Below are 7,047 nucleotides of genomic sequence, written 5' to 3'. Positions count from 1 at the left end.
ACTAAGATTGCATAAGTGGTTGCAAGAAGAACACAATTTATCAAAAAACTATTCCAACTTTTATTTTCAAATATTTTTTCCATTAAAAACAATCTTCTATAGTTTTAATTAGAGTTTAAATTTTTTCATATTTGGTGAAGTATTATCTAATTACTTAAACTCCAACGAAATTTTGGTTTATATTAATTCAACTATTTAATAATCTAAAGAAAAAATTAAAAAGCCGATGCTATAGCATCGGCTTTTTTACATCACTTACAGACTTTAAACTTTAAATTGTTTCAAGTGCTGCATTTAGTGTTGCACTTGGACGCATAACAGCGCTTACTTTCACTGGATCAATTGCATAGTAACCACCGATATCAGCAGCAGTACCTTGTACTTGACTCAACTCAGCAACAATTTTTTGCTCGTTTTCAGCCAAAGTTTTTGCCAAAGGAGCAAACTTCGCTTTTAACTCAGCATCTTCATCTTGAGCAGCTAAAGCTTCCGCCCAATACAATGCCAAATAGAAGTGACTACCACGGTTGTCTAGCTCACCAGTACGACGTGATGGCGATTTATCGTTATCAAGTAACTTACCAGTCGCTTGATCAAGTGTTTTAGCAAGTAATTTCGCACGATCATTGCTTTCCTTGATGCCCAATTCCTCTAAAGAAACTGCAAGCGCAAGGAACTCACCTAAAGAATCCCAACGTAAGTGGTTTTCTTCCACAAGCTGTTGAACATGTTTCGGCGCTGAACCACCTGCACCTGTTTCATACATGCCACCGCCAGCCATTAACGGCACGATAGACAACATTTTTGCAGAAGTACCCAACTCCATGATCGGGAACAAGTCAGTTAAGTAATCGCGTAAAATATTACCTGTTACTGAAATTGTATCTAAACCACGAGCCACACGCTCAAGCGTATAACGCATTGCACGCACTTGCGACATGATTTGAATATCTAAACCTGCAGTGTCATGATCTTTTAAGTATTTTTCAACTTTCTTGATCAATTCATTTTCATGTGGGCGATACGGGTCTAACCAGAAAATTGCTGGCATACCTGAGTTACGTGCACGTGTAACAGCCAATTTAACCCAATCACGAATCGGAGCATCTTTCACCTGACACATACGCCAGATATCACCTTGCTCAACGTTTTGAGTCATCAACACTTCACCAGTTTCTAGGTCAGTGATGTTGGCAATACCTGCTTCAGGAATTTCAAAAGTCTTGTCGTGTGAACCGTATTCTTCCGCTTTTTGCGCCATCAAGCCTACGTTTGGTACAGTACCCATGGTTTTCGGATCAAAATTACCATTCCACTTACAGAAATTGATCATTTCTTGGTAAATACGCGCAAACGTAGATTCAGGCATTACAGCTTTACAGTCATACTGTTTACCATCTGCACCCCACATTTTTCCGCCTGAGCGGATCATTGCAGGCATAGATGCATCCACAATCACGTCATTTGGAGAGTGGAAGTTGGTAATACCTTTTGCAGAGTCAACCATTGCAAGTGCAGGACGGTGCTCTTGGCAAGCATGTAGATCTTCAATAATTTCTTCACGCAAAGACGTTGGTAATGTCTCAATCTTTTCATAAAGACCAGCCATACCGTTGTTGACGTTAATGCCTAACTCATCGAATAATTTGCCGTGCTTTTCAAACGCATCTTTGTAGTAAATTTTCACACAGTGACCAAATACGATTGGGTGTGACACCTTCATCATGGTCGCTTTTACGTGTAAAGAGAACAAAATGCCCGCTTCACGACAATCTTCAAGTTCTTTTTCATAAAAGTCGCAAAGCGCCTTTTTGCTCATGAACATTGAATCAATGATTTCACCATCTTGTAACGCAACTTTTGGCTTAAGCACGATGGTTTCACCACTTTTGGTGATGAGTTCCATTTTTACATTACGTGCACGGTCAAGTGTCATCGACTTTTCACCGTGATAGAAATCACCATGTTCCATATGTGAAACATGAGTTTGTGACCATTGTTTCCACTCGCTCATTGAGTGCGGGTGTTTTTTCGCATAGTTTTTAACAGCCGCAGGTGCACGACGGTCAGAGTTACCTTCGCGTAAAACTGGATTCACCGCTGAACCAAGACATTTACCATAACGCGCCTTGATTTCCTTTTCTTCCTCAGTTGTTGGATTTTCAGGATAATCAGGAATTGCATAGCCCTTAGACTGCAGCTCTTTTATGCAAGAAGTTAACTGCGCTACAGAAGCACTGATATTTGGAAGTTTGATAATATTTGTATCAGGATCCTGAGTACGACGACCAAGTTCTGCGAGATTATTCGTTACCTTCTGTTCATCATTTAGGTAATCTGAAAACTCTGCGAGTACCCGTGCAGCAACAGAGATATCACTTTTAACGATCTCGATGCCTGCAGGCTTAGTAAAAGTCTCAATGATTGGCAGTAGCGAATAGGTCGCCAATAGTGGCGCCTCATCAGTCAGTGTGTAAATGATTGTTGACTTCCCACTAGCCATATATAGCCCCTTGTGTTGGATTGAGTTTTGAGGGTCGAGCTTGTGGCCCAGCCCCTAAGAACCGATGTGCTTAAATAAAACCCTGAGAGTATCAGCCCTGATCGCATCTCAGTCAACGCAATATCCAGTGATAACGACATTTCGCTACGAAATAGTAGTAGCCCTTTAAGGTTTCATCTCCTGCAAATCGGTTAGCTGAAATAAAACATGAAAGTATCAGTAGTGATCACTTCTCAGTCAATGCAATATATCGAGATAACGACATTTCAATACGAAATACCACAAAACGGATATTATTTGTTCGGATTTAAAACTTAGATTGATGAGAATTTTAGTTTCAAATTTACTCAGCGTCTCTTGTCATATTAGTCATTCAAGATCAATCCGAATATTCGACTCTAGTTTTATTTACACTTTTTAAACTTAATTTTTGACCAAATGATTAAAATTAGTTTTTTATTTCAGGATAGACCGAATAATGAAAGTTTTCGTCCCATTGGTAGCCATGACTGTTTCCTCTTTTAGCTTTGCACAAAATCCGTTAAGCGTACATGTGCTCAACTTGGAAAATGGACTTCCTTCTGCGGGGGTTAAAGTTGTTTTAGAAAAACAAGAAAATAATCAATGGAAAGTGCTCAATAACAACACCACCAATCAGCAAGGGCGTATCACAGAGTTATATCCAAAAGACACCCCACTTCAAAAAGGAATTTATAAAGTTACTTTCAAAACAGGAGAATGGTTTGAACAACACAAACAGAATTCATTTTTCCCAGAAGTTCCTGTCATTTTTTCTGTAGATGGAAAACTTGAACATTACCATATTCCACTTTTGATTAGCCCTTATGGGTATTCAACATATCGTGGTAATTAATCTTATCCAAATCCAGTCATTTGCGAAGAATGAATTATGAAAAAGCCCCCTTCAAATTAGGTTCTTTGTCTAATTTGAAGGGGGCAGTACACATCTCTAGGTTTTTTTCAGAAAAAACAGAACCAAATGCTTCAGTAGAAGTTTTGTCTGCGCTCCTTTAATCAAGATTTTAACCACACATCAAGTTTATTTTGGTCTTCAATATTTAAATCAACTGTGGTTAATGAGTTCTCACCACCACTCAATTCAAACGTTAATAGCTCATCACGGCGGAAAGCATAAACCGTATATGTACCTTGCTGTTTTGCATATTTTGCCAGAAGCTTTTCCGAAGCTTTAACACCATCAATCGCAATAATGACATCATTTGCTGATAAACCAGCTTGAGCTGCCGCACCTTCACGACGTACTTGTTGCACAACAACACCTTCAGTTTTATCGAGCAATTTCAAACCAAAAGGCAAGGCTTTTTGGTTTTTAAGCACGTAATTTAAACCAAACTCAGGTAATAATTGGTCTAGTGGCAGTTCGTCAGTGGTATTGATTAAGTGATTAATCTGCTCAATCCAATCATCGCCTGTCAGCGCTTTGCACAAATCAAAGATTGTACGCTCATTGACTTGAATACCCTGCTGAGTATTTTCGTACAAACGGCGCATTAACGCATCCAAGCTAGAACCACGTAGACGAAGTCCCAAGTCTAAACACAGCGCAACTAGACTACCTTTATTGTAGTAACTGGTACCTGCATTATTAGAATTTTCATCTTGGCGGTAAAATTTAATCCAAGCATCAAAACTTGACTCAGAAACCGTTTGAATGAAACGTCCTGGATTTTGCAAATAACGATCAATTTGCCCTTTCAATAAATCTAAATACGATTTCTGAGAAATCACACCACTACGTAATAAAATCAAATCATCATAATAGGAAGTGAAACCTTCAAAGATCCACAATAGGCTGGTGTAACCTTCTTTGTGTAAATCATAATTGGCAAAATTATCTGGTCGAATAAACTTCACTAACCATGAGTGAAAATATTCATGGCTGCATAAACCTAAGAAACGTTGATAGTCCTTTGAAGGTTCTTCAGCTTCGTCAAGCTTAGGCAAATCATCCCGTGGTGTAATCAAACTGGTGCTATTGCAATGTTCCAAACCACCATAGCTATTGCCTGTTGCTATCGTCATAAAGGTATAGTTTTGAAATGGCGCGGAACCAAACATTTCTATTTCAGTTCGACAGATTTTCTCAATATCTGCTTGCATACGCTCTAAATTGGTATTGTGCTTTCCTGAAATCACAAACTCATGTGGAATCCCGTTCGCTTCAAAGCTGAAACGGCTCTGCTCTGCTAGCTCAAAAGGACTATCAATCAATTGATCGTAGTTATCCGCTTTTAAGGTGAAACGTCCTTTGACTAAACTTTTAGAAGTTAAACCTGTAGCAATCTGAAAATGCTTCAACTCATCTGGCAAAAACAGCTCAACTTCACATGGGGCTTGCTCCTGATCCTGAAGTCCCAAACAAACACAGGCTGGATTGACATAGAGTCGTGTTTGATCAACATAAGCACCACGTACAGATAGATCATAAGCATAGACATCATATTCAACCGTAATCAGCTCATGGTCGGTATTGAATAAACGCCAACGATTCTTCTCTGTTTTTTTAATACTGAGCAAACGTCCGGCTTCATCAGATGCTTTCACTGATTCAATATGCTTAGAGAACTCTCGAATTAAATAACTGCCCGGAATCCACGTCGGTAGCCAAAGCTCTTGATTTGGATTTGCAAGAAAACGAAGCGTGACATGAATGAGATGTTGGCGATAATCGTCGAATTCAATTTGATAATGCAGCATAGTTCAAACTAAAAAATAAAAAAATTTCCCACAGCTTAGCATTTTTTTACAAACTCATGCGTAGATGTCTTAAATGTCAGCAAAAGTTTAGGGGGCCGTTGTCACTTTATCTATGGTTGCGACAGAGGATGTTTTTTAGGCGATACAAGGCATGACTTGTGAAATTTAGTCATTCTAAATGAAGAAGTCATAACGTAGTAGCGACAAAAAATATCCCTGTCCCGAAGGGTTGTTACTAAAATTCCCTCATACTTCGTTATGAAACTTGGCAAGGGAATAGCCATTCCCTGCGTTTCATGCCTCGTCTAATGAAATTTTAGTCTACAACGCAATTCATATATAAAATGTCAACAACCCCTAGATTCTTCTACGAAAAAGTCATAGCATGCTTTTTTCGCATTCCATGCCCATGGATTGGCTGCACAAGGTGTTCTCGTGAAATTTTTCCTATCGCTCTTTACCTTATTAAGTTTATTTTGTGCAAATCTTGCACATGCGACTTTACTCAATATCTCTCCTGAAACGGTTGAAGCCCAAGCATGGTCTATTGTCGATGCACAATCAGGGCAAATCATCGCTGAGCATAATAGTCATGTGCAACGTGCTCCAGCATCTTTAACAAAAATGATGGTGGCATATGTGGCATTGAAGGAAATTGAAGCTGGAAAATTACGCAAAGAGGACGTAATCACTGCAACCTCCGTTGTAAATACCGTGATGTGGGACGAATCCCAAATGTATTTAAAAGAAGGTGAGCAGATTTCTGTTGATCAACTTTTAGCAGGTTTAATTGTCATGTCTGCCAATGATGCCGCATTGACGCTTGCTGAGAAAATTTCGGGTAGCGTGCCTCAGTTCATCATACGTATGAACCAAGAAGCTCAAGCCTTAGGCATGGAAGATACTCATTTTAGCAATCCTGCGGGTATCACGATGCCAGATCATTACTCAACAGCAGCAGATTTGGGCTTATTAGCACAAGCGATTGTAACCAAAACACCTGAATATCTTTATTATTCAAAAATGCCAAGCTTTAGTTACAACCAACGTTTCCATCGCGCAACGAATCTTGCTCTAAAAATGGACCCAACAGCAGATGGTCTAAAAACAGGTTTTACCAAAGCTGCTGGTTATAACTTGGCTTTAACAGCAGAACGCCCAACCTTAAATCCACATATCGATAAACGCCGCTTAATCGTCATCGTACTTGGCACACCAAATGCCATCACACGTGCAGAAGTCGCGAACAAGTTAATGAACTTGGCTTATGCTTATACCCGTGACGAAGAAGTGATCCCAAAACATCAACTGATCGCTGAGTTGCCAGTCATTCGTTCAACCCTCAAAATCTTCAAAGTTGAGACACAGCAACCGACAATTGTGACGACTTCACTATATGACCAAGCCACACCAATCGATTTAAATCAGTTTGATCCACTGACCCAACGTCTTCAAGTTGTGGATGAAAATGGTGTGAAAATCATTGAGCCACTCCAAAACACGCATACGCGGGTTAATATTGAACTCAATGAGCAACGCTTAACGGCACCGCTCACACAAGCAATGAATTTGGCGACTGTATCTATTTATCAAAATAATCAATTACTTCGTAGTCTACAGATTGAAAATGAAGTACAGATTGAAGAAGCAAATATTTTCCAGAAAATTATGTTGTGGTTTTCTAACTTATTTTCGTTCTTCTCAACAAATGATACAAAAGCCGCCAAACTTTATCCTTTAAATCAAGGGTAAAAAACCAACTATTTTTCTCAAGATTAACCATACAAGATTGAAAAAAGGATGGC

General features: G+C 39.2%; 4 protein-coding genes. 2 read left to right on the top strand and 2 right to left on the bottom strand.

Annotated features, from left to right (window positions below; all coding sequences use genetic code 11):
• Positions 1-271 precede the first annotated feature (271 nt).
• Positions 272-2,503 (bottom strand): NADP-dependent isocitrate dehydrogenase, encoded by a 2,232-nt coding sequence (locus DK207_RS11445; RefSeq protein WP_109441283.1) that lies wholly within the window; start codon positions 2,501-2,503, stop codon positions 272-274.
• A 475-nt stretch (positions 2,504-2,978) separates the two neighbouring features.
• Here DK207_RS11445 and uraH point away from each other — a divergent pair, with 475 nt between their 5' ends.
• The gene (uraH, locus tag DK207_RS11440) at positions 2,979-3,377 is read left to right on the top strand and encodes a hydroxyisourate hydrolase (RefSeq protein WP_109441282.1); all 399 of its coding nucleotides are present in this window, start codon (positions 2,979-2,981) and stop codon (positions 3,375-3,377) included.
• A 161-nt stretch (positions 3,378-3,538) separates the two neighbouring features.
• On the opposite strand, the gene DK207_RS11435 is transcribed toward uraH, so the two are convergent.
• Complete coding sequence (locus DK207_RS11435; protein WP_109441281.1) at positions 3,539-5,242, bottom strand: M61 family metallopeptidase; 1,704 nt, start codon at positions 5,240-5,242, stop codon at positions 3,539-3,541.
• A gap of 435 nt (positions 5,243-5,677) precedes the next feature.
• Here DK207_RS11435 and DK207_RS11430 point away from each other — a divergent pair, with 435 nt between their 5' ends.
• Entirely contained in the window at positions 5,678-6,994 is a 1,317-nt protein-coding gene (locus DK207_RS11430; protein WP_109441280.1) for a D-alanyl-D-alanine carboxypeptidase PBP6B, read from the top strand.
• Positions 6,995-7,047 lie beyond the last annotated feature (53 nt).

The organism is Acinetobacter haemolyticus (genome assembly GCF_900406815.1).
GTDB classification, from domain to species: domain Bacteria; phylum Pseudomonadota; class Gammaproteobacteria; order Pseudomonadales; family Moraxellaceae; genus Acinetobacter; species Acinetobacter haemolyticus_A.
Note: the sequence above shows the minus strand (reverse complement) of the source record. Positions and strands in the feature narration are given on the sequence as shown.